Here is a 24,272-nt window from a genome sequence, read left to right as displayed (position 1 = left end):
TCTCCAGCGGTTGTATTCAGTACGTACGTGTACGACGCGTACGTACCAGGAGGCATCCATCCTGCCGCAGGCCGTGAGTCAGCGGAGCACCGAGGCCCGATCGCGTCACGGTGTCTACGCTGGGTGTGTAGTCGGGCAAACGCCGCCGGGACAGAACCGGTGGCCTTACCAGCCGAGGAACCCCGTGAGTGACACCCCATTCGGATTCGGCCTTCCGCCGGAGGAGCCGGACGACGGCGACGAGGGCAAGAAGAAGGATCAGCAGGGCGGTGGCGGCCAGGGACCTGCCAACCCCTTCGGTTTCGGAGGACTGCCCGGCATGGGCGGCGGGGACAACCCCTTCGCCGCGATGTTCGGTTCCCTGAACCCCAATGACCTGGGGGCCGCCTTCCAGCAGCTCGGCCAGATGCTCTCGTACGAGGGCGGCCCGGTGAACTGGGAGATGGCCAAGGACATCGCCCGTCAGACGGTCTCCCAGGGCACCGCCGACGGCACCAAGGACGCGAGTGTCGGCCCCGCCGAGCGCTCGCAGGTCGAGGAGGCCGTGCGCCTGGCCGACCTGTGGCTCGACGACGCGACGTCGCTGCCGTCGGGCGCCGGGTCCGCGGTGGCGTGGAGCCGCGCCGAGTGGGTCGAGGCGACCCTCCCGGTGTGGAAGGAACTCGTCGACCCGGTCGCCGAGCGTGTCGGCCTGGCCATGGGCGATGTCCTTCCCGAGGAGATGCAGGCCATGGCGGGCCCGCTCATCGGGATGATGCGCTCCATGGGCGGCGCCATGTTCGGCTCGCAGATCGGGCAGGCCGTCGGCGTCCTCGCGGGCGAGGTCGTCGGCTCGACCGACATCGGTCTGCCGCTCGGCCCCGCCGGCAAGGCGGCGCTCCTGCCGGTGAACATCGAGGCGTTCGGCAAGGACCTCGGCATCCCCAAGGAGGAGGTGCGGCTCTACCTGGCACTGCGCGAGGCCGCCCACCAGCGGCTCTTCTCGCATGTGCCGTGGCTGCGCTCGCACCTGTTCGGCGCGGTCGAGGGGTACGCGCGCGGCATCAAGGTCGACACGGCGAAGCTGGAGGACGCGGTCGGCCAGCTCGACCCGCAGAACCCGGAGCAGCTGCAGGAGGCGCTTCAGCAGGGCATGTTCCAGCCGGAGGACACTCCGGAGCAGAAGGCCGCCCTGGCCCGCCTGGAGACCGCTCTCGCGCTCGTCGAGGGCTGGGTCGACGCCGTGGTCCACGCGGCCGCGAAGCCGCGCCTGTCGTCGGCCGACGCGCTCCGTGAGACGCTGCGCCGCCGCCGGGCGACCGGCGGCCCCGCCGAGCAGACGTTCGCCACGCTGATCGGTCTGGAGCTGCGCCCGCGCCGCCTGCGGGACGCCTCGCGACTGTGGGCCTCGCTGACGGACGCGCGCGGTGTGGACGGGCGCGACGGCCTGTGGGCGCACCCGGACATGCTGCCGACGGCTTCGGACCTGGACGACCCGGACGGCTTCGTGCACCGCGAGCAGCTGGACTTCTCCGAGATCGACAAGATGCTCGGCGAGGCGGCGAGCGGCGGCCTGGACAAGCCGAACCTCTCCAAGGAGGGCGACTCCAAGGGCGACGGTCCCGCGGACAGCTCCACGGACGACTCCGACGGCTCCGACGGCTCCAAGGACGACGAGGGCAAGTGACGCTGCACGACGACGCGGTCCTCGTACTGAAGGCCTACGAGGGCCAGCCCGAGCTGCGCCAGGCGTACCTGGACCACCTGTCCGCCCATCCCGAGGACGGCATGTGGAAGGCCTGCACGGACGGTCATCTGACGGCGAGCGCGCTGGTCATCGACCCGTCCCGCGGGCGGGTGCTGCTCACGCTGCACAAGAAGCTCCAGATGTGGCTGCAGATGGGCGGCCACTGCGAGCCGGGTGACCTGACGCTCGCGGACGCCGCGCTACGGGAGGCGACCGAGGAGTCCGGCATCCCCGGCCTGACGCTCCTGCCGGGCGGCCCCGTGCGGCTCGACCGGCATCCGATCCCGGGACCGTGCACCCGGCATCTCGACACGCAGTACGCGGCTGTCGCTCCCGCCGACGCGGTGGCCGCCATCAGCGACGAGTCGCTCGACCTGCGCTGGTTCCCGTACGACGAGGTCGCGGGCATGGCGGACGACTCCGTCGTGCGCCTGGTGGAGGCGACGCGCGCCCGACTGTGAGCGGGCATGTGTAAGGGGCGGCCACCATGGTGGCCGCCCCTTACACATGCCACATGGCACATGGTCACTCAGGACAGATGGTCGCCCTTTGGGTCAGCTCCAGACGTTGCCCTGGTTCTGGCCGCGGGCACCCTGCTGGCCCATGCCGTACTGGGCGCCGAGGCCCTGGCCGATCACCGCGTTCTGCGGGGGCAGCAGCTCGCTGGGCTGCACGAGGGCGTAGCCCTGGCCCATGAAGCTGAGCTCCCAGCCCTCACCCGTGTTGCCGCGGCGCCGCCACACTCCGGAGGAGTGCGTCTGGGCCTGCATCTGCACGCGCAGGCCGTTGGACCAGGCGACGATCGCGTCCGCGTCGGCGTTGACGTACCGGTCCGGGGTGACCTGGAGCATCAGCGGCTGCCCCGACGTCATCAGGGCGACCTTGCCGCGCCCGGTGATGTTGAGCTGGTACTTGCCGGAGCCGGAGATGCCGTACTGGCTGTCGACGGCGACGACCTGGTAACTGAGCGAGGAGTCGAGCGCGAGGACGTAGCTGCTGTCCACGGTCAGACCGTCCTGCTCGACCTCCACCACGTGGATGTACTGGGCGAGGTTGGCGAGGTAGACGGTGCCCTGCCCGTGGCAGCGCATCAGGTCGAGGCCCTCACCGGTGCTGGCGCGGGCGCGCCGCTGACCGGAGGTCTGGATCTCGCCGTCGAACTCGACAAGGCCCTGGTAGGCGACCATGGCGCCCTTGCGGGCGAGGATGTCGTCGTGGCCTTCCAGGGTGACCCGCAGCAGCTGCGGGTTCTGGACGGCGTAGCGCTCCTGGGTCTGCTGCTCGGAGTGCGCGAAAAGCGGGCTCTGCATGGTGTTCCGTTCCCCCTCAGCCCCGGACTCGGAGGCGGTCGGTGCTGTCCTCACTGGGCTGTACGACGACAATGCCTTCCCCGGAGAAGCCCATCTGGTAGGCCTCGCCGCTGCCGCGCCCGATGAGCGAGCCGGCCTTGAAGCTGCGCTTGCCCTTCACCTTGAGGTTCGGGGACCAGGCGATCAACGCGTCCGGGTCGACGTACGTCTCGTCCTCGCCGCGGCCGCAGTCGACGACGATGGGGGTGCCCCGGGACGTGAGGGCGACATAGCCCTGCCCGGAGATCTTGATGTTCCACAGGCCCTGCCCGGCGAACTTGGCGAGGCCCTTGACTCGCTCGACGCCCCACTGGAGGTGCGCGTCGAAGGCGAGCAGGTTCGTGCCGTTCACCGAGATCGAGTCGCCGCCGAGGTTGATGACGACAATCTCGGCGCCGTAGTCGGCGAGGTAGAGGATGCCGTCTCCGGTGGCCTTCATCAGGGGCGCGCCCTCGCCGGTCATCCAGTCGCGGGCGATCTGGCGGACGGCGGGCGGGTTGGGCTCGTACTGGACGAACCCTTCGTAGGCGACCATCGAGCCCACGCGCGCGAGGAGGTCGTTGCCGGTCTGCATGGCGACCTTGAGCATGTTGGCGCCGTGGTTCTCCATGCGGGCGGCTACCGGGGTCGGGGCGTAACCCGCGAGCGGCTGATTCATGACGGGCTCCCTCAGACCTCGAACGGCTGGACGACGATGAAGTTCCCTGGCGCACCCCGGAACTGGAGGTTCACGCTCTCCCCGCTGTGTCCCGGGTAGGCGTTGTAGCGCATGCGCACCTGGCTGGACACGATCGCCTGCGCGGCGGCCGACCAGGCGACGACCGCGTTGCAGTCGGCGAACGTCGTCGGCGTCACGGGCAGCACGACGGGTGTGCCGTGCGTCTTGACGACGACCGTGCCCGTGCCCTGGAACTGCATGACGAACAGGGCGCCGCCGGGAATGCCGTGCCCCTCGATCCTGCGCACCTCGTGCTGGAGGCTCTCGTCGAACGCCAGAACGTTCTCCGCGGATACGCAGATCGCGTCGCCCTGGAGCTCGATGGGGTGCAGATGCGTGGCCTCCTCCGCGAGGAAGACCTGGCCGCGGCCGGTGCAGCGCATCAGCTGCATCTCCTGGCCGGTCGCGTTGCCCACGATCCGGCCGGCGAAGCCCGCGCCCTTGTAGCTGAACTCGACCTTGCCCTGGTAGAGCACCATACTGCCCTGACGGGCGAGCACCGGCTGGTCGCCGCCGGCGCCGAGGTCGACGCGGATCAGCTTCTTGTTCTGCAAGGTCCACCGCTGACCGGTGGGCGCCTCACGGAACGCCGAAAGCGCGGCGGCCACACCGGCAGCACCTCCGCCCTGCGGCACACCCTGAGGTGCCCCGTACGGCGACGGGGCACCCTGCTGACCGGGGAACTGACCGGGCGGCTGCTGCCCGTAACCGGGAGGCGGAGTCGGCTGACCGTAGCCCGGAGGCGGGGTCGGCGCCTGGGGCTGCTGTCCGTAGCCGGGAGGCGCGGTCGGCTGCCCGTAGCCCGGAGGCGGGGGCGCGGTCTGACCCGGCACCTGTCCGATGGGCGGCGCGTGCGGGGTGGGCGCGGCAGGCGGCTGCATGGCGCCGGGCGGCGTGGCCAGCGGTGCGACGATCGTCGGCGCCGCGTGCACCGACGGCGAGGCCGGGGCGGGCGCGGGCGGCGGCGCGTAGCCCTGCTGGGCGGGCTGGGGGGCCGGGGCGGGCGCGGGCGTTGCGGGTGCGGGCGCGCCGAACGCGGGTGGCGCCGTGGCCTGCCCGGGCGGCGCGAACGACGGTGCACCGGCCTGCTGCTGGGGCGGCGCGGCGGCGGGCTCCTCGTCGGCGACCTCACCGCCGAAGTTCTTCAGCAGCGCGTCGAGTCCGCCGTCGAACCCCTGCCCGACGGCCGCGAACCGCCAGACGTCCTTCAGGTAGAAGTCGCCCAGCATCACGGCACGTTCGGTCGAGAACTCCGTGCCGTTGAACGAATAGCGGGCGACCTCCTCGCCGCCCGCGACGATCCGTACGTATCCGGGGGCGATCTGCGACATCTGCCCGGCGCCGTCGATCGTCGCGGTGAACGACAGCTTCTGGATGTTCGCCGGGATCCGGTCGAGGGTGACGCGGAAGGACTCGCTGTCGCCGGCCTGGGCACCGAGGAGCTGAATCGACTCCTCGGGCGATTTCGGCTGATTGAAGAAGACGAAATACCGGTCGTCCGAGAGCCGTTCGTCGGCGTCAAGACCGAAGCAGCTGATGTCGAAGGTCAGCCCGGGCCCCGTGATCTGCACGCCTACGTACAGATCGGTGCCCGCGGTGAGGTCACTGATCTTGGCCTTGTGGCCGCGTTGGAATTCCCTGGCCATGCGTAACGACCGTCCCCCATCCCGAAGGTGAATACGTCGCGTCAGGCTAACCGCAATCACTGGCAGCGGCGGCAGCCGGTACAGCCCTGGTACACAACGGGCACGCGGCGGGCGGAATCAGCGAAGGGGCGACGGTCAGTCACACCTGGACGCCGGAAGGTCATAAGAGGGTGACTGCTCGGTCAGTCACTCCAAGGCGGTCGCTCATGGGAGGCCCACTCGTGGGCGCTCACTCCCAGGTGCTCACTCCTCGCGAGCGGCCGGCAGGTGCGGCGGCAACCGGTCGGCCGCGACAACACCCTCGAGATAGCCCCGCGCCCGCTCCGTGCGCGGATACGCCTCAAGCAGACGCCAGAACCGCGGCCCGTGCCCCGGCACCAGCAGATGCGCCAACTCGTGGACGAGTACGTAGTCGACGACGTACTCCGGCATCCCCTGCAGCCGGTGCGACAGCCGGATGCTGCCCTCGGACGGCGTGCACGACCCCCAGCGCGTGTTCTGATTCGTCACCCAGCGCACGGACGTCGGGCGGGCACGGCCATCGAAGCACTGCTCGGACAGCCGCTCCGCCCGCTCAGCGAGCTGCGCGTCCCCCAGGACCCGTTTGCTCTCCTGCGCGGCCAGCTTGTCGAGCATGACGTTGACCCAGCGCTTCTCCTCGGCCTCCGACATACGGGCCGGAATGAGGACGACGGTCCGGTCACCCTCGCGATACGCGGAGACCGTTCGGCGGCGCCGGGCGCTTCTGCGGACCTCTACCGCGCTCGCCCTCGGGCCGCTCGGCGGCGGGCTGGTCGTGCTGCGCTGCGTGTTCGTGGCACGGTGCAGTGGGTCGGCGGACACGCCCCGACGTTACCCGCTGCACATGGAGGAAGTCCCGCCTCCGGGACTCTTCGGTGCGGCCCCGCACCCCTCCCGCGCGATTTATACGACTAACACCCACCCCCTGTGGATAACTTTTCACACGGATTCCCCCCGCCGTGCATCCTGGCAATCGACCGACGAGCCACCCGAATTCCGGACCGCGGTCACGTCACCAACGCCACCAACTTCGTCAACGTCATCAACTTGATCGCCAACTTGATCACCAAGTGAGAACACAGGCACATCACGGGGGAACAGATGGGCACTTCACCGCCGACAGCCATGCATCCGATCCTGAAACCGGCGCTGCGACGCGGCTGGCGCGACCTCAATACCGTCCAGTTCGGCGTGGCAGCCGCCCACGCCGTCGTACTCGGTCCGGTCGACACCGCGACCGGCACCTTCCTCACCCTCCTCGACGGAACCCGCGGCGTGGCCCTGCTCCGCGACGAAGGCCGCCGGATGGGACTGCCCGACGGCCATGTCGACGCCCTGCTCCACCGGCTGACGAGGGCCGGACTGCTCGACGACGCCACCGGCGGAGGCCCGGCCTTCGACGCGCTCCGCAGGCGCCAAGGAGTCCTCGACCGACTCCGCCCCGACCTGGCAGCCCTCACGGTCCTCTCCCCTGAACCAGCCGCAGGGGCACGGAAATTGGCGGCCCGCCGCAGCATGCGCGTCCAGGTCCGGGGAACCGGCCGCGTCGGCACGGTCATCGCGTCCGTCCTGTCCGCCGCAGGCGTCGGCCACGTCGATGTGCGCGACGGAGGCTGTGTCGAACCGTGGGACGTGGCCCCGGGCGGACTCCCCGTCGAATCCGTCGGAGAACGCCGAGACACGGCCGCGTATCGAGCCGTACGCAAGGCGGCACCGGACCGCCCACCCCGCCCCGACCGCCGCTCCGGCCCAGCTCAATCCCAAGCCCAGCCCCCATCCCGGTCAGAGATCCAAGCCCCGCCCTCAGTCGAGGAACCGGCCCTCTCCCTCGTGATCATCGCCCCACGCGACGGCCTGTCCGCCCACACTCCCGACCCCCTGGCCGCCGAAGAACTCATCGCCTCGGGCACGCCCCACCTCTACGCCGGAGTGGTCGAGGCCACCGGAGTCGTCGGCCCCCTGGTACTGCCCGGCGGCACCGCCTGCGCCGGCTGCCTGTCGCTGGACCGCACGGACCGCGACCCCACCTGGCCCCGGCTGCTCGCCCAATGGCGTTCCGGACGTCAACTCCAGGTACCCGCATGCGACCTGGCTCTCGCCACGGCCGTCGCCGGACTCACGGCGGCGCACACGCTGGCCTTCCTCGACGGCGAACTGCCGTCCAGCACCGGCGCCCGCTGGGAGGCATCGGCCCCGGGACTCGACTGGCACGCCCGCCCGGTATGGGCACATCCGGACTGCTCATGCGGAGCAGGTGAGAGACGTAAGGGGGAGCGGACCTCCGAGGGCGGAGAGCAGCACGACACAATGGCCGGGTAACCGCCACTGGCGGCACGGCAGGCTGGGACTTGGAGGGGCGCATGTCTGATCTTCCCCGGAAGGCGGTAACCCGTACCGCCAAACTGGCCGCGCTGCCACTCGGCTTCGCCGGGCGCGCGACCTGGGGCCTCGGCAAACGCATCGGCGGGAAGTCCGCCGAGATCGTCGGGCGGGAACTGCAACAGCGCACGGCGGACCAGCTCTTCAAGGTTCTCGGTGAGCTCAAAGGCGGAGCCATGAAGTTCGGGCAGGCCATGTCCGTCTTCGAATCCGCCCTCCCCGAGGAGGTCGCAGGCCCGTACCGCGCCGCGCTGACCAAACTCCAGGAAGCGGCGCCCCCCATGCCCACCAGGACGGTTTACGCCGTCCTCGCGGAACGGCTCGGCGACGAATGGCGGGAGAACTTCCTGGAGTTCGAGGACAAGCCCGCGGCAGCCGCATCGATAGGGCAGGTCCATCGCGCCATCTGGCACGACGGCCGCGAGGTCGCCGTCAAGGTGCAGTACCCGGGAGCCGGCGAGGCCCTGCTTTCCGACCTGAACCAACTCGGCCGCTTCGCCCGCCTCCTCGGCCCCCTGATCCCCGGCATGGACATCAAGCCGCTCATCACGGAACTGCGCGACCGGGTGTCCGAGGAACTCGACTACGAGCTGGAGGCACAGGCCCAGCGGGCTTGCGCCGAAGAGTTCGCCGACGATCCCGATGTGCATGTACCCGACGTGGTACACCAGTGCGACCAGGTCCTCATCACCGAATGGATAGACGGAACACCTCTCTCCGAGGTGATCATCGACGGCACCGACGAGCAACGGAACCGGGCAGGACAGCTTCTCGCCCGCTTCCTGTTCTCGGGCCCGGCCCGCACCAACCTCCTCCACGCCGATCCGCACCCTGGAAACTTCCGGCTGCTGCCCGACGAGAAGAACGGCTGGCGACTCGGAGTCCTCGACTTCGGCACCGTGGACCGGCTCCCCGGCGGCCTCCCCGAAACCATCGGGACGTCACTGCGCATGACCCTGGCGGGCAACGCGGAAGCAGTCTACGAACTGCTGTGCACAGAGGGCTTCGTCAAGGAGACGATCGACCTTGAACCCGACGCGGTGCTCGAGTACCTGTTGCCGATCATCGAGCCGGCCCTGGTCGACGAGTTCACCTTCACGCGCGGCTGGATGCGCGGCCAGGCCGCACGCATTGCCGATCTGCGCTCCCCCGCCCACCAGCTCGGCAAGCAACTGAACCTGCCGCCCTCCTACCTCCTGATACATCGCGTGACCCTCAGCACCATCGGAGTCCTGTGCCAACTCGGCGCGACGGTACGGCTACGGGACGAACTTGAGAGGTGGCTACCGGGATTCCTGGCGGGGGACGAGGAGCCGGTTGACGACGCGGCAGGCGGAGCGGTCGTGGGATCGGCCGGCGTCACGGTCGAGGGCTCGGCCGTCGGCGCGGTCGAAGACATAGCTGCGGAAGCAGCGGCGAGCGCGGGGACAAGCGAGGGCGTCTCGGCTGCTGAGGCGTGATCAAAAACTGGGGGCGGGGTGGGGAGGGAAGCCCCCAAGGAACGTTCACCGAAGCTCACCACCACTCCGAATCCAGCCGCCCCTCAATAGCCCTCAGGTTCTCCCGGGCGCAGCGGTCGCAGTAACGCCGGCCGGTCCCGTTCTCCACTGAGTAGGTCCACGTCGGCGGGGCGCCCTGGGCGGTGGTGCTGCAGAGGGCGCACACGATGGTGCCGGGTTCGGGCTCGGGTCGCTGCGCTGAGTCGCCGTCGGGAAGAGACGTCACGTGGTGACGATAGCTCTGTCTTCCGAGGCTGGGGGGCAACGCACCGCGGGGGCCGGTCCGTTGTGGATCGGCCCCCGCGGGGTTGGGTCACTGCATGACCGCCATGGCGAGCGCGCGGCGGGCGCGCAGTGATGCGCGCTCGGCGCGGCGCTGCATCCGGCGTGCCGTTGCCAGGCGCAGTGCGCGGCGTTCGGCCTCGGCGGAGCGCAGCCGCTCGTGCATATGCGCACGAGCCAGCGCTTCTGGGATGAGTTGCATCTCTCGGGTCCTGTTCTGGCGCGAGTCGTTCGCGTCGGTGGTGGTGAAGTCTGGGGTCGCAGAGCCGGTGGGCTCGCTGGTGGACGGCTTCATCGGGGCCTGCTTCTGGGGGTCGTGCGTCAGGGGGCGGTCGATCGTTCCTCGTGCGTTCATGCCGCGACCGGGTTCTTGCGGGGGCGGCCACGCGGCCGCTTCCGGGCTACGACGACGCCCTGGACGAACAGTTCGCCGCCCCAGACGCCCCAGGGCTCGCGCCGCTCCTTGGCACCGGCGAGGCAGGCCTCGACGAGCGGGCAGGTGCGGCAGAGGGACTTGGCGTACTCGACGTCCGCCGGCGACTCCGCGAAGAAGACCTCGGGGTCGTAGGCACGGCAGGGGACGGGTACGCCGAGGCTCTCGATGGCGTCGTCGAGCGCGGTGAGCGCAGTCAGGGGGTTCAAGGTGGGGTCCTCCGTGAGACCGGGCGGGGGGAGAGTGTCTGAAGGCGGTACTGACGGGGCGTGCGCTTCGAGTTGCACGGTGTTGTCTTCCTCGTCTGGTCGTTCCGGCCTGTGGGCCGGGTGGCGGTGGTACCGGGTCTTTTCTTGTTCCCGAGGCCCCTTCGTTCTGTTGTCCCGTGCGGGCAAAACAGAAGGGCCGCGGATCCCGGGTGGGGTTCCGCGGCCCTGAAGGCGCCGGCCTGATCGAGGATCAGGCTGGATCACTCCAGGGTTCGAGCCCACGGAAGGCCCACATCGTGTGGTGGTGCGTCGTCTGCTTCCGGGATCCGGCACCGGCCGCCGCAAAGGCATAGGCCTGGGCCTGTGCCGTTGCTACTGCTTCCGGTGCCTTGGTCGGTCGCTCATTGCCCTCGCGGACGGGAAGGCCGGCGAGAGACAGGAAGGACTCCGGACGGGCGGCGGAAATGCCGGACGCACCGGTGCCCAGGTTCGAGAAACCGAGCAGGCAGGAAGCGACGACCGAGCGATCGGTCATTTTGGCGGTGCTGATGAAGCTGGCGTTGATGCTGATCACTGGAATTCGCCTCCTCTCGGCGTCTCTGGGACCGGGGTGAACCGGTCCGACGGGTTTAGTACAGCACGGAACCAGTGCCTCGGAGAAGAGGCGCTGTTCCCGTGCTTAAGAACCTATGGGGATTGCTGGGGCATGCGCAAACTATTTTTTCGACGAGTTTGCATCAGTCGTCCTCGTCGACTCCTCCAACGCCCGCATCTGGGGCCCCACCTGCGCAGATGGTGAGCACGTCGGCGCCGAACCGGTTGAGCTTGCGCATGCCGACGCCCGGGATGCGGGCGAGTTGGGCCGCGTCTTCGGGCATGGCTTCGGCGATGGCGATGAGGGTCTTGTCGGTGAAGACGCAGAAGGCGGGCTGTCCGAGCTGTTGCGCCTGGTCGGCGCGCCAGTCGCGGAGTCGCTCGTAGAGGCCCTCGTCCATGTCGGAGGGGCAGTCCTCGCAGCGCATGAGTTTCATCTCGCCGGCGTCGGTGAGGGTGCGTCCGCAGACGTGGCAGCGGGCGACGGTTCGGGCGGTGCGGCGTCGGACGGGTCCGGTGGTGGTGCGGAGCGTTGAGGGTGTGCCGTGTTCGATGCCGCCTTGTCCGGTGCTGGTGTTGCGGGCCGCGGCTCCTGAGGTGCCTGGCCGGATGCCGTCGAGGAAGCGGCTGGGGCGGCGGTTGGGGCGGCCGCCGGGTGAGCGGGAGAGGGCCCAGGACAGGCTGAGGTGGTGGCGGGCCCGGGTGACGCCGACGTAGAGGAGGCGGCGTTCTTCCTCGATTTGTTCGTCGGTCTTGGCGTAGGTGATCGGCATCATGCCTTCGGCGAGGCCGACGAGGAAGACGGCGTCCCATTCGAGGCCCTTGGCGGCGTGCAGGGAGGCGAGGGTGATGCCTTCGACGGTGGGTGCGTGTTGGGCGGCGGCGCGTTCGTCGAGTTCGGCGACGAGGTCAGTGAGGGTGGCGGTGGGTTTGGCGCGGGCGAAGTCTTCGGCGAGGCGTACGAGGGCGGCGAGGGATTCCCATCGTTCGCGGACGGCTCCGGAGCCGTCGGGGGGTTGGCTGGTCCAGCCTTCGCCGGAGAGGACGGCTCGGACCTGGGAGGGCAGGTCGACGGCGTCGTCGAGGAGGGAGTCGTTGTTTCCGAAGCGGGCGGCGCTGCGGAGGGCGTGGCCTGCTTTGCGTACTTCCGCGCGCTCGAAGAAGCGTTCTGCGCCGCGTAGCTGGTAGGGGATACCGGCGTCGGCGAGGGCTTGCTCGTAGATCTCGGACTGTCCGTTGGTGCGGAACAGGATGGCGATTTCGCCGGCGGAGACGCCGTTGTCGATGAGGGTGCGGATGCGGCGGGCGGTGCCTTCGGCTTCGGTGGGTTCGTCGGCGTAGTCGGCGTAGGCGGGTTCTGGTCCTCGGTCCCGCTGGGAGATGAGTTCGAGGCGGTGTTCGGCGGCACGGCCTTTGGCGTGGGAGAGGAGGGTGTTGGCGAGGTGGACGACCTGGGGGGTGGAGCGGTAGTCGCGCACGAGTTTGACGACGGTGGCGCCGGGGTGGCGGGTGCGGAAGTTGAGCAGGTGGTCGGGGGTGGCGCCGGTGAAGGAGTAGATGGTCTGGCTGGCGTCGCCGACGACGCAGAGGTTGTCGCGGTCGCCGAGCCAGAGGTCGAGGAGCCGCTGCTGGAGGGGGCTGACGTCCTGGTATTCGTCGACTACGAAGTGCTGGTACTGGGAGCGGACCTGTTCTGCGATGTCGTGGCGGTCCTGGAGGATGCCGACGGTGAGCAGGAGGACGTCCTCGAAGTCGATGAGGGTGCGGTCGCGCTTGAGCGTTTCGTAGGTGGCGTAGATCTGGGCGGTCTCTGCGTTGTTGCGGGGGGTGAGGCGTCCGGTTTTGGCGGCTGCTGCGGCGTAGTCGGCGGGGACGGTCTGGGTGACTTTGGACCATTCAATTTCGGCCGTGACGTCGCGGAGTTCGCCGCGTTCGAGGCGGATGCGGCAGGCGGCGGCCGCGTCGGCGACGAGTTGGATCTTGCGGTCGACGATGCGGGGGAGTTCGCCGCCGACTGCTTTGGGCCAGAAGAACTGGAGCTGGCGCAGGGCGGCGGCGTGGAAGGTGCGGGCCTGGACTCCGCCGGCGCCGAGGTGGCGGAGTCGGCCGCGCATTTCGCCTGCTGCGCGGTTGGTGAAGGTGACGGCGAGGATGCTGTTGGGCTGGAGGATGCCCGAGCGGACGCCGTAGGCGATGCGGTGGGTGATGGCGCGGGTCTTGCCTGTGCCCGCGCCGGCGAGGACGCACACCGGTCCGTGCAGGGCGGTGGCGACGGCGCGCTGTTCGGGGTCGAGCCCGTCGAGCACCGCGTCGGCCGTGTCCGGAACCTGCGGGAAGAGGGTGGAGTGCGTTGCTGCTGTCACCCCGCCATGCTGCCAGGTCGGTGGGGGCGGGTGCGTCGCGTTGTCCACAGGGGGCGGGTGCAGTCGTATTAATGCGGCGCGTGTCACGTCTGCGGGTGTGGTGGGCGTCATGCGTGGGCGGTGGCGGGTGCTCGGGCGGGGGCGGGAATGGTGGCCGGGTCACGTACGTTCGACTCATTGCGAACAAGCATTCCGAGCCGTGAAGGAGCATGAGGAACATGCCGGGGACTGTGACGATGTACAGCACGACGTGGTGCGGCTACTGCCGTCGGCTGAAGGGCCAGATGGACCGCGAGGGCATCGAGTACAACGAGGTCAACATCGAGCAGGACCCGGATTCTGCGGCGTTCGTCGAGAAGGCGAACGGCGGAAACCAGACGGTTCCGACCGTTCAGGTCGTTCCCGCCGATGGTGGGGCCGAGGTCATCATGACGAACCCGAGCCTTGCTCAGGTCAAGCAGGCGCTGGGCAGCGCCGCCTGATCGCTCCGTCCGTACAGACTGAACAGACTGGCCCCTGCTTCGGCGGGGGTCTTCTGCATTTCGTGGTCACTTTCCTTTTGGCCTGTCCCGGTCGGCGTCCGCCTCCAGGGGGTAGCCGATCTTGGTCGCCTCTTGGGCGACTGTGGTCATGGATGCCTCGGGGTTCAAGCGGTCAAGGCCCGGTTCAAGGGTCGGTGGGCGTACACGTGGCGTACTACGTCGATGTCGACCGCGGTCTCGTAGTAGTCCTCGGCGAATGCCTGGAATGCGGCCGGGGTCGCGTCGGTGAGCAGGCGGAACATCCATCCGGAGCCGTCGAGGTCCGGGTGGTTGTCGGGGTATTCGATGTCTCCCGTGCGCCACTGTTCATCTTCCGTCTCGCGCCATAGGCATGCCGTCACCATGGGCATGTCTTCGTCGGTGAAGGCGGGTTCGTCGACGTAGGCGCGGAACGGGGCGGGGACCGAGTCCACCACGCCTGGCCAGGGCAGATCGTCGGCGTAGGGGCTCATTGGCGACTCGTGGTCGAAGGCCCGGATGTACGCGCCCGCGGGGGCGAAGACGATGTCGAGCTCGTCCCCGGAGCCGCTTCTCATCGAAGCGATCTGGTCCGTGTCCGACCAGGTGCGGCTGTACGAGTAGTACCGCTCGCCGTCCGGGTTCAGTACCGCTTCCAGCATCGCCATCGAGCGGCACAGGTCCCGCAGGGTTGGGATGTCGGGAAGGCCGCGAGCTACGTCGTGAACGGTCATACGGCCTATCCAAGCGGATGCCCTGCCTGATCAGGCCCGATCCGGCCTGACCGGTTGGGCCCGGGTCAGGTCGGATCAGGTCGGATCAGATCAGATCTGATCCAGGCTGGGCTTATCTGATCCAGGCTGGGCTTATACGGCCTCGCCGGGCTTGGGGAGGGGCTTGCCGTACCAGAGTTCGATGAGGCGGGCCGCGATCGAGATCCCGTAGGGGGCCATGACCTCTCCGGACTCGAACGCGGCGCGCAGGTCTTCACGGGAGAACCAGCGGGCCTCGTGGATCTCTTCGCCGTCGACGTTGATCTCGGACGAGGTGGCGCGGGCCATGAAGCCGAGCATGAGGCTGGAGGGGAACGGCCAGGGCTGGCTGGCGACGTACTCGACGTCGGGTCCGACGACGACTCCGGCTTCTTCGAAGACCTCGCGGCGTACGGACTGCTCGATGGACTCTCCGGGCTCGACGAAGCCGGCGAGGGTGGAGAAGCGGCCTTCGGGCCAGTGGACCTGGCGGCCGAGGAGTGCGCGGTCCTCGTCGTCCGTGACGAGCATGATCACTGCGGGGTCGGTGCGGGGGTAGTGCTCGGCCCCGCAGGCCTGGCAGCGGCGGATGTGGCCCGCGGCGGCGATGACGGTGCGTTCGCCGCAGCGGGAGCAGAAGCGGTGCAGTCGCTGCCAGTTCTCGAGGGCGACGGCGTGCACCATGAGGCCGGCGTCCCGGGAGGACAGGAGGAGTCCGGCTTCGCGCAGGCCGGCGGGGCGCGCGGACTGGTCGATGCGGCCGGGGAGGGTGTCCTTCTGGAGGGCGAAGTAGCTGACACCGTCGTCGTCGGTGCCCAGGAAGTAGCGGTGGGCTTCAGTGAGGGGCGCTTCGAAGGACGGGGTCATGACCAGTTCGGTGGCGCCGTCCGGCGTCTCGTCGATCAGTACCTGTCCACCGGAGACCACGAAGACGCGGGTGGTGGGGTGGCTCCAGGCTGCGGCGAGCCAGGCCTCGTCGAGGCGGTGGTGTGCGGCGCGGTCGATGCCGCTGGGCGCGGAGAGCGAGAGCGGACGGTCGGCTGTGCGGTCGGTCCAGGTGGTCACAGGTGCTTCCAACTCCCCCGGTGGAACGGGCGTTTCGGCGGGACGGTTCGGCTGGGGCGGGTGTGGCGGGTGGGTTGGCTCAGTGTGCATCGCGCCAGTTCTCCGCGAGGTCGCCCCACAGGTGGGCGGCGGTTTCGACGCCCTTCTTGAGGAGGTCGAGTTCGACTTTCTCGTTGGGTGCGTGCCAGCCGTCGGAGGGGACGGAGATGCCGAGGAAGAGGACGGGTGCGTCGAGGACGTCCTGGAGGTCGGCGGCGGGGCCGGAGCCTCCTTCGCGCGTGAAGCGGATCTTCTGGTCGAAGGCCAGGTTCATGGCGCGGACGACGGACTGGGGGGCGGGGTGGTCGAGGGGGGTGAGGCAGGGGCGGGTGGCGGCGCCGAAGGTGACGGTGTGGCGGATCCCGGCGGGGAGCTGCCCTGCGACCCAGTCGGTGACGGCCTTCTCGACGTGGTCGGGGTCCTGTCCCGCGACGAGCCGGAAGGAGAGCTTCAGCGTCGCGGAGGACGGGACGATGGTCTTGCCGCCGGGGCCCTGATAGCCGCCGCCGATGCCGTTGACCTCGGCGGTGGGGCGGGCCCAGATCCGTTCGAGGGTGGTGTGACCGGCTTCGCCGTGGGTGGCGTGCGACTTGGCGGTGCGCAGCCATTGGGCTTCGTCAAAGGGGAGCTCGGCGAAGAGTTCCCGTTCGCGGTCGGTGAGGGGGGTGATGCCGTCGTAGAAGCCGGGGACGGCCACGCGTGCGTGGTCGTCGTGGAGGGCCGCGACGAGGCGGGCGGCGGCGGTGGCGGGGTTGGGTACGGCGCCGCCGAAGGATCCGGAGTGGATGTCCTGGTCGGGGCCGTGGAGTTCGATCTCGCAGTCGGCGAGGCCGCGCATTCCGGTGCAGACGGTGGGGGTGTCCTCGGACCACATGCCGGTGTCGGAGACGATCACGGCGTCCGCGGTGAGGCGGTCCCTGTGCTGCTCGACGAGGGCGCGGAAGTGGGGGGAGCCGGATTCCTCTTCGCCCTCCACGAGGAGCTTGAGGTGGACGGCGGGGGTGGTGCGGCCGGTGGCGGCGAGGTGGGCGCGGACGCCGAGTGTGTGGAAGAACACCTGTCCCTTGTCGTCGGCTGCTCCGCGCGCGTGGAGGCGGTTTCCGATGACGACGGGTTCGAAGGGGTCTGTGTTCCAGCCGTCCTCGCGGGCCGCGGGCTGGACGTCGTGGTGCCCGTAGACGAGGACGGTGGGGGCGTTCGGGTCGTCGGAGGGCCAGTCGGCGAAGACGGCGGGGGCGCCGGGTGTCTCCCAGACCTCGGTGGTCGGGAAGCCGGTCTCGCGGAGTTTCGCGGCAAGCCAGTCGGCGCTGCGGCGTACGTCGGGTGCGTGGTCGGGCTGGGCCGACACGGACGGGATTCGGAGCCACTCGGCGAGGTCCTGGAGGAACGCGTCGTGGTGGGTCTCTATGTACGCACGGACGGTGCTGACGGCGTTGTCAACGGGCTTGCTCATAGTCCCGAGCCTATCCGTCCGCCGGGGCGTGCCCGTGCGGTGGTTCCGGTGCTCTCCGGTCGCCGGTGCCGGAGGTGGGGTCTTCGAGGAGGAGGCGTTCCAGTTCGGCGCGTCCGGGGAGGTCGCGGGGGGTGACTGTCTCGCCGTCGCGTACGTAGACGAACGTCGCCTTGACTGCCTCGGGCGCGAGGCCGTGCTGCTCGGCCCAGGCGAGTCGGTAGACGGCTAGCTGGAGGGGGTCGGCTGTGCGGCCGCGGGTGGTCTTCCAGTCGACGATCTCGTACGTGGTGTCGTCGCCGTCGCCTTCTTTGTAGACGGCGTCGATCCGGCCGCGGATGACGCGGCCGCCGATGGCGAGCTGGAAGGGCGTTTCGACACGGTGGGGGGTGCGGTGGGCGTAGGGCGTGCGGTCGAAGGCTTCCTTGAGGGTGTCGAGGTCGCGTTCGTCGGCGATGTCGGCCTCGCTGCCGGGGAGCTCTTCGGGGTCGAGCATGGGCAGGCGGAGCTCTTCGAAGCGGGATTCGACCCAGGCGTGGAAGCGGGTGCCGCGGCGGGCGGCAGGCTGGGGCGGGCGGGGCATGGGGCGGGCCAGGTCCTGGGCGAAGCCGTCGGGGTCGGCGGCCAGGCGCAGGAGCTGGGAGGCGGTGAGGGTGGTGGGGAGGGGGACGTCGCGGACGGCCTGGCGGGAGCGCAGGAGTTCGCCGGTGAGGGCGTCGAGGTCGCGATCCCAGGAGGCGAGGGTGCGGGTCTCCTCCGGAGTGAGCAGGTGCCGCTCCGGAGGCGCGGTCTTTGTGGGCGCCGGGTGGGGGCGGGGGTCGGCGTCCTGGGGCGGGGTGGGGTGCGGGATGGCACCCAGGGGGTGCGCGTCGGCGGGCGCGTGCGGGGCGTCGTGCACGGGCGCGGGCGGGGCGCCGGGCGTGGGGCGGGCGTCGTCCGGGTGAGGGTGCGCGTCGTTGTGCGGGGCGTCGGCCGCGGGCTGCTCGTGCGCGGGGGTGCCGGTCGGATGCGGAAGCGTGGGGCGCTCGTGCGGCAACGCGTCCCAGTCGTCCCACTCGTCCCAGGCCGGTCCGGGTCCGTCCTCCGGCGGGCTGAAGAAATCGCCCTCTTCATTGAGAGGCTCATCTTCGTAAAAGGGCTCATCTTCGTAGAGCGCCTCTTCGTCCGGCGGGGCCGGCCAGTCCGGGTCGGTGTACGTGGCCGGGTGGGCCATCTCGTGGGAGTGGTCGTCGGCCGGGGATTCGAGGTGGGCGAGGACCGTGGCCGCGGCCGCGCGGCGGCGCTCCATGGCCTCGTCGTCGAGCGGGAGCGGCCACGCGTGTTCGGCAGATGCCTCCTGGAGCGCGGGGTTCTCCTCGTCCTCTGCCGGTTCGTCGGCCCAGGCCTCGATCTCCCCGTGTCCGGCGGCGCAGTGGTCGTACAGCGCCTGGAGGAAGTCGGAGGGGCCGCGGGGGCGCTTCTGGGCGGGGCCCCACCAGTGGCCGGAGCCGAGGAGGAGGGTGCGGGGGCGGGTGTAGGTGACGTAGCCGAGGCGGAGTTCCTCGGTGCGCTGGTGTTCCTTCATCTCTTCGTGGAAGGCCTTCATGCCCTTGGAGTCCCACGCTTCGATGTCGGGCAGTGTGGCGGCGTCGCCGCGCAGTTCGTGCGGAAGGACCTTGCTCTGGGCGGTCCATTTCTCGCGGCCCTGGGCGCTGGGGAACGTCCCGGTGACGAGGCCGGGGACGGCGACGACGTCCCATTCCAGGCCCTTGGACTTGTGGGCGGTGAGCACCTTCACGGTGTTCTCGCCGCCGGGCAGCGCGTTGTCGAGGCCCTTTTCGTACTGGGCGGCGGTGCGCAGGAAGCCGAGGAAGGCGAGGAGGGTCGCGGAGCTGTCGTTCGCGGCGAACGAGGCGGCGATGTCGAGGAAGTTGGACAGGGTCTCTCGGCGGCGGGCGGCCAGGGCGTGCGGGGAGGCGGCGAGTTCGACTTCGAGGCCGGTGACGGCGAGGACGCGGTGGAGTACGTCCATCAGCGGGTCGGCAAGTGAGCGGCGCAGGTCGCGCAGCTCGGTGGCGAGGCGCGCGAAGCGTACGCGGGCCTGTGGTGAGAAGGGCAGCTTGTCGTCGCCCGGTTCGTCGAGGGGGGTCTCGAGGAATGTGTCGAGGGCGTCGGCGAGCGATATCACTTCGGAGGGGTCGACCCCCTCGACGGCTTCGGCGAGACGGCGGTCGGGGTCGTCGCCCTGGCCCCCGCGCGCGTGGGCGACGAGGAGGCGGGCGCGGCGGCCGAGGAGGGCGAGGTCTCGGGGGCCGATGCGCCAGCGGGGGCCGGTCAGGAGGCGGACCAGCGAGGCGTTGGCGCCGGGGTCCTGGAGGACTTCGCAGACGGCGACGAGGTCGGCGACCTCGGGGAGGTGGAGGAGGCCGGAGAGGCCGACGACCTCTACGGGGATGTCGCGTGCGACGAGGGCGCCTTGGATGGCGGCGAAGTCGGTCGCGGTGCGGCACAGGACGGCGATCTCGCCGGGGGCGGTGCCGGTGCGTACGAGGTGGGCGAGGGAGTCGCCGAGCCAGTCGATCTCCTCGGCGTGGGTGCGCAGGAGGGCGCAGCGGACGATGCCGTCGCGTTCGGCGCCGGGGGCCGGGCGCAGGGCTTCCACGCCCGCGTGGAGTGCGCGCAGGGGCTGGGCCAGGCCGTTGGCGAGGTCGAGGAGGCGGCCGCCGCTGCGGCGGTTCTCGCTGAGGGAGAGGCGGGTGGCGGGGCGGCCGTCGGCGTGGGCGAAGTGTTCGGGGAAGTCGTCGAGGTTGGCGACGGAGGCGCCGCGCCAGCCGTAGATCGCCTGGCAGGGGTCGCCGACGGCGGTCACGGGGTGGCCGGTGCCCGCTCCGAAGAGGCCGGCCAGGAGGATCCGCTGGGCGACGGAGGTGTCCTGGTACTCGTCGAGGAGGACGACGCGGAACTCGTCGCGGAGGATGGCGCCGACCTCGGGGCGGGTGCGGGCGAGGGTGGCGGAGAGGGCGATCTGGTCGCCGAAGTCGAGGAGGTCGCGGGCGCGCTTGGCTTCGCGGTACCGGGTGACGAGGCCGGTGAGGTCGAGGCGGGCGGCGGCGGCCTCGGGGACCTTGCGCAGGTCGGCGTTGGTGAGTTTGCGGCCTTCGAGTGCGTGCAGCAGGCGGGTGTCGTAGGCGCGGAGTTCGTCGGGGTGGACGAGGTGTTCGGCGAGCTCGCCGTCGAGGGTGAGGAGGTCGCTGACGAGGTCGGCGAAGGAGCGGGTGAGGGCCGGGTAGGGGCCGGGGGCCTCGCGCAGGACGCGGGCGGCGAGCTGGAAGCGGGTGGCGTCGGCGAGGAGTCGCGCGGTGGGTTCGAGGCCGATGCGCAGGCCGTGGTCGGTGAGGAGGCGGCCGGCGAAGGCGTGGTACGTGGAGATCACGGGCTCGCCCGGGGGGTTGTCCGGGTCGATGGCGTCGGGGTCGGTGACGCCTGCCTTGATCAGTGCCTTGCGGACGCGCTCCGCGAGTTCGCCGGCGGCCTTGTTGGTGAAGGTGAGGCCGAGGACCTGCTCCGGGGCGACCTGTCCGGTGCCGACGAGCCATACGACGCGGGCGGCCATGACCGTCGTCTTGCCGGATCCGGCTCCGGCCACGATCACCTGCGGGGCGGGCGGCGCGGTGATGCAGGCCGTCTGCTCCGGGGTGAACGGGATCCCAAGGAGCTCCTTGAGCTGCTCGGGATCGGTGAGGCGCGTGGTCACCTCATCGAGGCTAACCGGCCCCACCGACAGCGCCGGCCCGATCCGGACGGATCTGGCGCAGTGGAGGCGCACGTCACTCGACGACGTGCTTGCCCTCGGGGCGGGCGCTGCACGAGGCGCGGAACGCGCAGTGGGTGCAGTGCTGTCCGGTGGTGGGGCTGAAGCGTTCGTCGAGGACCTTGCCGGCGGCGGTCGCGAGGAGGTCGCCGACCCACTCCCCCTCGCCGCCGTCCGCGACGTCCCCCAAGGGTTGCTGTGACTGCACCTTGGGGAGGGCGTCGCCGCCGTCCTTCTTGGCGGCGCCCTGGCGCAGCTGGACGAGTTCGGCGCCGCCGGGTCCGGGGCGTTCGCCGTCGAAGTGTTCGTCGACGGCGCCCTCGCGGACAGCGAGCTGGTAGACGGCGAGCTGGGGGTGGCGGGCGACGTCGGCGGCTGAGGGCGCCTGCTTGCCGGTCTTGAAGTCGACTACGTAGGCGCGGCCTTCGGTATCGCGTTCGACGCGGTCCATGGAGCCGCGGATGCGTACTTCGTAGGAGCCCGCTTCGAGGGTGACGTCGAAGGCGTGTTCGCTGGCGACGGGGGTGCGCACGGTGCTGGAGTCGACGTGCCAGCGGAGGAAGCGTTCGAGCGCCACGCGCGCGTGCTCCTTCTCCTGGGCGGACTTCCAGGGGGCGTCGAAGGCGAGGGCGTCCCAGACGGAGTCGAGGCGTTCCATGAGGACGGCGAGGTCGGCGGGGGTGCGTCCGGAGGCGACCTCGTCGGCGAGGACGTGGACGACGTTGCCGAAGCCCTGGGCGGCGGTGGCGGGGGCGTCGGCCTTGACCTCGCGGCCGAGGAACCACTGCAGGGAGCAGGTGTTCGCGAGCTGGTCGAGGGCGCTTCCGGAGAGCACGACGGGCTGGTCGCGGTCGCGCAGGGGGATCCTGCTCTCGGTGGGGTCGTCCATGCCCCACCAGCGGTAGGGGTGCGCGGAGGGTACGAGGGGGCGGCCGTCGTCGTCGGTGAGGGCGGCGAGGCGGGCTAGGCGGCGGGCGGCGGCGTCGCGCAGCGTGGCGGAGGTACGGGGGTCGACGGTGGTGGCGCGCAGTTCGGCGACGAGCGCGGCGACGGACAGGGGGCGGCGGGGGCGGCCGGTGACGTCCTGGGGGTCGACGCCGAGTTCGGTGAGGAAGCGGGACGGCTGGTCGCCGTCGTCGGCGGGTGCCTTGACCGCAGTGACGACGAGGCGTTCACGCGCGCGCGTGGTGGCTACGTAGAACAGGCGGCGTTCTTCGGACAGGAGCGCTCCGGGGGTGAGGGGTTCGGCGAGGCCGTCGCGTCCGATGCGGTCGGCTTCGAGGAGGGAGCCGCGGCGGCGCAGGTCGGGCCACAGGCCTTCCTGTACGCCCGCGACGACGACGAGGCGCCATTCGAGGCCCTTGGAGCGGTGGGCGGTCATGAGGCGTACGGCGTCGGGGCGTACGGCGCGTCCGGCGAGGGTGTCGGAGGCGATGTCCTGGGCCTCGACCTCTTCGAGGAAGTTGAGGGCGCCGCGGCCTCCGGTGCGTTCCTCTGCGCGGGACGCGGTCGCGAAGAGCGCGCATACGGCGTCGAGGTCGCGGTCCGCGTTGCGTCCTGCGGCGCCGCCGCGGCGGGCCGCGCGTTCCAGGCGCTGGGGCCATGAGGTGCCGTTCCACAGCTGCCAGAGGGCTTCTTCGGCGGTGCCTCCGGAGGTGAGGGTGTCGCGGGCCGCGCGCAGCAGGGCGCCGAGGCGCTGGGCTCCGCGGGCGTGGGCGGGGTCGTGGGCGGCGAGGCGTTCGGGCTGGGCGAGGGCGCGGGCGAGGAGTTCGTCGGAGGGCGGCGGTACGTGGTTGCCGGCGGCGCGTTCCTCCTCGCGCAGGGCGCGGCCGAGGCGGCGCAGGTCGGCGGCGTCCATGCCGGCGAGGGGTGAGGCGAGGAGGGTGAGGGCGGTCTCGGTGTCGAGCCAGACGGGCGGTTCCTGGTCCTGGTCGCCGTCGGGTTCGGGGATGTCCTGCGCAACGCTGAGGGCGACGGCCCTGAGCGCGGTCAGCAAGGGCGTGACGGCCGGTTCGTGGCGCAGCGGCAGGTCGTCGCCGTCGATGTCGAGGGGGACGCCCGCTGCGGTGAGGGTGCGGCGCATCGCGGGGATGGAGCGGGTGCCGGCGCGGACGAGGACGGCCATGTCGCTCCAGGGGATGCCGTCCTCGAGGTGGCCGCGGCGCAGGATGTCCGCGATGTTGTCGAGTTCGGTGCCGGAGGTCGGGTACGTGTAGACCTCGACGCGGCCGCCGTCCCGCGCGGGGGTCAGCTCTCGGTGGGCGCGGACCTTGTCGGCGGGCAGACGGGTCAGGGGCATGCGCCGGGTGATGCGGCGGGTGGCGTCCAGGAGGTGTGCTCCGGAGCGGCGGGACGCCGTGAGGACCTCTACGGGGGCGGGGCTTTTGTCGGCGCGGGGGAACTGGTCGGGGAATTCGAGGATGCCGTTCACGTCGGCGCCGCGGAACGTGTAGATCGACTGGTCGGGGTCTCCGAAGGCGAGCAGGGTGCGGCCGTGGCCGGCGAGGGCGTGCAGCAGCCGGACCTGGGCCGGGTCGGTGTCCTGGTACTCGTCGACGAACACGGCGTCGTAGCGGGTGGCGAGTTCGTCGGCGACGGGGGTGCGGTGGGCGAGGAGGACCGCGCGGTGGACGAGTTCGGCGTAGTCGAGGACGCCGTGCAGGTCGAGGACGTCGAGGTATTCGGCGAGGAAGGTGGCGGCGGCTTTCCAGTCGGGGCGGCCGATGCGGCGGGCGAAGGCGTCGAGTGCGGCCGGTCCGAGGCCCAGTTCGCGGCTGCGGGCGAGGACGGCGCGGACCTCGTCGGCGAAGCCGCGGGTGGTCAGGCAGGCCCGCAGTTCGTCGGGCCAGCGGACGTGGGCGAGGCCGGCCCGCTCGAGGTCGATCTGGCCGGCGAGCAGTTCGCGTACGGCGACGTCCTGTTCGGGTCCCGACAGCAGGCGCAGGGGTTCCTCGAACAGGCCGGCGTCCTGGTGGGCGCGGACGAGGGCGTAGCAGAACGAGTGGAACGTGGTGGCCTGTGGTGCGTGGGCGGCGCCTATGCGCAGGGCCATGCGGTCGCGCAGTTCGACGGCTGCCTTGCGGCTGAAGGTGAGGACCAGGATGCGCTCGGGGTCGGTGCCTTTGGCGATGCGTGCGGCGACGGCCTCGACGAGCGTGGTCGTCTTGCCCGTGCCCGGTCCCGCGAGGACGAGCAGCGGGCCGTGCGGGTGGTCAACCACCGCGCGCTGGCGTGCGTCCAGACGAGGGGGGTCCACCTGGGCCGGCGGGGTACGCACCAGTCGGTACGCGCCGGGGATCCCCTGTCGTACCTGGCGGTGCGACAGGTTCCGGGTGGAGGAAGAGGAGCTCACGTGGATCGCTGGTCCTGGTGGGTGTGCTGGGGGAACTGGGAGGCAGTCGGCCGTCCGCGTCGTCGGGGCGTGGCGGTGGCTGCGAGGTGAGGGAGGTGTGCGCCG

Annotated in this window: 18 protein-coding genes; 5 read left to right on the top strand and 13 right to left on the bottom strand. The window is 70.7% G+C overall.

The window, feature by feature from the left end:
- Positions 1–184 precede the first annotated feature (184 nt).
- The gene (locus ACY0PA_RS27495) at positions 185–1,666 is read left to right on the top strand and encodes a zinc-dependent metalloprotease (RefSeq protein WP_473080273.1); all 1,482 of its coding nucleotides are present in this window, start codon (positions 185–187) and stop codon (positions 1,664–1,666) included.
- Entirely contained in the window at positions 1,663–2,187 is a 525-nt protein-coding gene (locus ACY0PA_RS27490; RefSeq protein ID WP_473080272.1) for an NUDIX hydrolase, read from the top strand. Before ACY0PA_RS27495 ends, ACY0PA_RS27490 begins: the two co-directional genes overlap by 4 nt.
- A gap of 93 nt (positions 2,188–2,280) precedes the next feature.
- On the opposite strand, the gene ACY0PA_RS27485 is transcribed toward ACY0PA_RS27490, so the two are convergent.
- The 4 genes from ACY0PA_RS27485 to ACY0PA_RS27470 all read right to left on the bottom strand — a co-directional run bounded on the left by ACY0PA_RS27485 (position 2,281) and on the right by ACY0PA_RS27470 (position 6,282).
- Positions 2,281–3,036, bottom strand: a complete 756-nt coding sequence (locus ACY0PA_RS27485; protein ID WP_473080271.1) for an AIM24 family protein — start codon at positions 3,034–3,036, stop codon at positions 2,281–2,283.
- 16 nt (positions 3,037–3,052) lie between these two features.
- On the bottom strand, positions 3,053–3,733 hold the full coding sequence (locus ACY0PA_RS27480) for an AIM24 family protein (RefSeq protein ID WP_100596677.1): 681 nt from the start codon (positions 3,731–3,733) through the stop codon (positions 3,053–3,055).
- Between the two features lie 11 nt (positions 3,734–3,744).
- Positions 3,745–5,439, bottom strand: coding sequence for a TerD family protein (locus tag ACY0PA_RS27475; protein WP_473080270.1), 1,695 nt, complete (start codon positions 5,437–5,439; stop codon positions 3,745–3,747).
- 243 nt (positions 5,440–5,682) lie between these two features.
- The gene (locus tag ACY0PA_RS27470; RefSeq protein WP_473080269.1) at positions 5,683–6,282 is read right to left on the bottom strand and encodes a M48 metallopeptidase family protein; all 600 of its coding nucleotides are present in this window, start codon (positions 6,280–6,282) and stop codon (positions 5,683–5,685) included.
- A 303-nt stretch (positions 6,283–6,585) separates the two neighbouring features.
- Between ACY0PA_RS27470 and ACY0PA_RS27465 the strand changes: the two genes are divergently transcribed.
- Together ACY0PA_RS27465 and ACY0PA_RS27460 are read left to right on the top strand one after the other, a co-directional pair.
- Entirely contained in the window at positions 6,586–7,779 is a 1,194-nt protein-coding gene (locus ACY0PA_RS27465) for a ThiF family adenylyltransferase (protein ID WP_473080268.1), read from the top strand.
- A 41-nt stretch (positions 7,780–7,820) separates the two neighbouring features.
- Positions 7,821–9,299: an ABC1 kinase family protein gene (locus ACY0PA_RS27460; protein WP_473080267.1), complete on the top strand. Its 1,479-nt coding sequence runs from the start codon at positions 7,821–7,823 to the stop codon at positions 9,297–9,299.
- Positions 9,300–9,651: 352 nt separating this feature from the next.
- Here ACY0PA_RS27460 and ACY0PA_RS27455 read toward each other — a convergent pair whose 3' ends face one another.
- From ACY0PA_RS27455 to ACY0PA_RS27440, 4 genes are all read right to left on the bottom strand, one after another.
- Positions 9,652–9,975: a hypothetical protein gene (locus tag ACY0PA_RS27455; RefSeq protein WP_326774205.1), complete on the bottom strand. Its 324-nt coding sequence runs from the start codon at positions 9,973–9,975 to the stop codon at positions 9,652–9,654.
- Positions 9,972–10,340, bottom strand: a complete 369-nt coding sequence (locus ACY0PA_RS27450; RefSeq protein WP_100596670.1) for a WhiB family transcriptional regulator — start codon at positions 10,338–10,340, stop codon at positions 9,972–9,974. The genes ACY0PA_RS27455 and ACY0PA_RS27450 overlap by 4 nt, the downstream gene beginning before the upstream one ends.
- A gap of 172 nt (positions 10,341–10,512) precedes the next feature.
- Positions 10,513–10,836: a hypothetical protein gene (locus tag ACY0PA_RS27445; protein WP_473080266.1), complete on the bottom strand. Its 324-nt coding sequence runs from the start codon at positions 10,834–10,836 to the stop codon at positions 10,513–10,515.
- 163 nt (positions 10,837–10,999) lie between these two features.
- Positions 11,000–13,219 carry an ATP-dependent DNA helicase UvrD2 gene (locus tag ACY0PA_RS27440; RefSeq protein ID WP_473080265.1) on the bottom strand — a complete coding sequence of 740 codons (2,220 nt, stop codon included), beginning with the start codon at positions 13,217–13,219 and terminating at the stop codon, positions 11,000–11,002.
- A gap of 218 nt (positions 13,220–13,437) precedes the next feature.
- On the opposite strand from ACY0PA_RS27440, the gene ACY0PA_RS27435 reads away from it, so the two are divergent.
- Positions 13,438–13,701 carry a mycoredoxin gene (locus tag ACY0PA_RS27435; protein WP_473080264.1) on the top strand — a complete coding sequence of 88 codons (264 nt, stop codon included), beginning with the start codon at positions 13,438–13,440 and terminating at the stop codon, positions 13,699–13,701.
- A 164-nt stretch (positions 13,702–13,865) separates the two neighbouring features.
- Here ACY0PA_RS27435 and ACY0PA_RS27430 read toward each other — a convergent pair whose 3' ends face one another.
- From ACY0PA_RS27430 to ACY0PA_RS27410, 5 genes are all read right to left on the bottom strand, one after another.
- Positions 13,866–14,453 (bottom strand): hypothetical protein, encoded by a 588-nt coding sequence (locus tag ACY0PA_RS27430; protein WP_473080263.1) that lies wholly within the window; start codon positions 14,451–14,453, stop codon positions 13,866–13,868.
- A 132-nt stretch (positions 14,454–14,585) separates the two neighbouring features.
- Positions 14,586–15,536 carry an NAD(+) diphosphatase gene (nudC, locus tag ACY0PA_RS27425; protein ID WP_473080262.1) on the bottom strand — a complete coding sequence of 317 codons (951 nt, stop codon included), beginning with the start codon at positions 15,534–15,536 and terminating at the stop codon, positions 14,586–14,588.
- Positions 15,537–15,615: 79 nt separating this feature from the next.
- On the bottom strand, positions 15,616–17,028 hold the full coding sequence (locus ACY0PA_RS27420; protein ID WP_473080261.1) for a dipeptidase: 1,413 nt from the start codon (positions 17,026–17,028) through the stop codon (positions 15,616–15,618).
- A gap of 10 nt (positions 17,029–17,038) precedes the next feature.
- Positions 17,039–20,758 (bottom strand): ATP-dependent DNA helicase, encoded by a 3,720-nt coding sequence (locus ACY0PA_RS27415; RefSeq protein ID WP_473080260.1) that lies wholly within the window; start codon positions 20,756–20,758, stop codon positions 17,039–17,041.
- Positions 20,759–20,831: 73 nt separating this feature from the next.
- On the bottom strand, positions 20,832–24,167 hold the full coding sequence (locus ACY0PA_RS27410; protein WP_473080259.1) for an ATP-dependent helicase: 3,336 nt from the start codon (positions 24,165–24,167) through the stop codon (positions 20,832–20,834).
- Positions 24,168–24,272 lie beyond the last annotated feature (105 nt).

This window comes from Streptomyces sp. DS1-CR2 (genome assembly GCF_055760475.1).
The sequence above is the reverse complement of the archived record's forward strand: the minus strand, read 5'-3'. Positions and strand labels throughout refer to the sequence as shown.

Coding starts and splice junctions, on each gene's coding strand:
- ACY0PA_RS27455 (WP_326774205.1), bottom strand. CDS start 9,975: ATGAACGCACGAGGAACGATCGACCGCCCCCTGACGCACGACCCCCAG.
- ACY0PA_RS27430 (WP_473080263.1), bottom strand. CDS start 14,453: ATGACCGTTCACGACGTAGCTCGCGGCCTTCCCGACATCCCAACCCTG.
- ACY0PA_RS27485 (WP_473080271.1), bottom strand. CDS start 3,036: ATGCAGAGCCCGCTTTTCGCGCACTCCGAGCAGCAGACCCAGGAGCGC.
- ACY0PA_RS27475 (WP_473080270.1), bottom strand. CDS start 5,439: ATGGCCAGGGAATTCCAACGCGGCCACAAGGCCAAGATCAGTGACCTC.
- ACY0PA_RS27435 (WP_473080264.1), top strand. CDS start 13,438: ATGCCGGGGACTGTGACGATGTACAGCACGACGTGGTGCGGCTACTGC.
- ACY0PA_RS27420 (WP_473080261.1), bottom strand. CDS start 17,028: ATGAGCAAGCCCGTTGACAACGCCGTCAGCACCGTCCGTGCGTACATA.
- ACY0PA_RS27465 (WP_473080268.1), top strand. CDS start 6,586: ATGCATCCGATCCTGAAACCGGCGCTGCGACGCGGCTGGCGCGACCTC.
- ACY0PA_RS27480 (WP_100596677.1), bottom strand. CDS start 3,733: ATGAATCAGCCGCTCGCGGGTTACGCCCCGACCCCGGTAGCCGCCCGC.
- ACY0PA_RS27460 (WP_473080267.1), top strand. CDS start 7,821: ATGTCTGATCTTCCCCGGAAGGCGGTAACCCGTACCGCCAAACTGGCC.